Here is a 257-nt window from a genome sequence, read left to right on the forward strand (position 1 = left end):
TAGAGCGTGAACTGGCTGACCACCAGCACCGGGGCACCCTCGTCCGCGGCGGAGCGCTCGCCCCGCAGGATCCGCAGGTCCGCGATCTTGCGGGCGATCGTCGCGACGTCGGCGGGCCCGTCGTCGTGGGTCACGCCCACGAGCGCCACCAGGCCCGGCCGGTCGATCGTGCCGACGACCTCGCCGTCCACGGTCACGCTGGCCCGGGTCACCCGCTGGACGACGGCCCTCACGAGGCCACCTCCGCCCGGACGGCC

At 75.5% G+C, this 257-nt stretch carries 1 protein-coding gene; it reads right to left on the reverse strand.

Annotation, left to right across the window (positions count from 1 at the left end; all coding sequences use genetic code 11):
* The coding region (locus tag WDW90_RS40065) for a D-aminoacyl-tRNA deacylase (protein WP_336493112.1) at positions 1-233 on the reverse strand (233 nt) is incomplete at its 3' end.
* Positions 234-257: the final 24 nt, after the last annotated feature.

It is taken from the genome of Methylobacterium nigriterrae, from assembly GCF_037106235.1.
Lineage (GTDB): Bacteria > Pseudomonadota > Alphaproteobacteria > Rhizobiales > Beijerinckiaceae > Methylobacterium > Methylobacterium nigriterrae.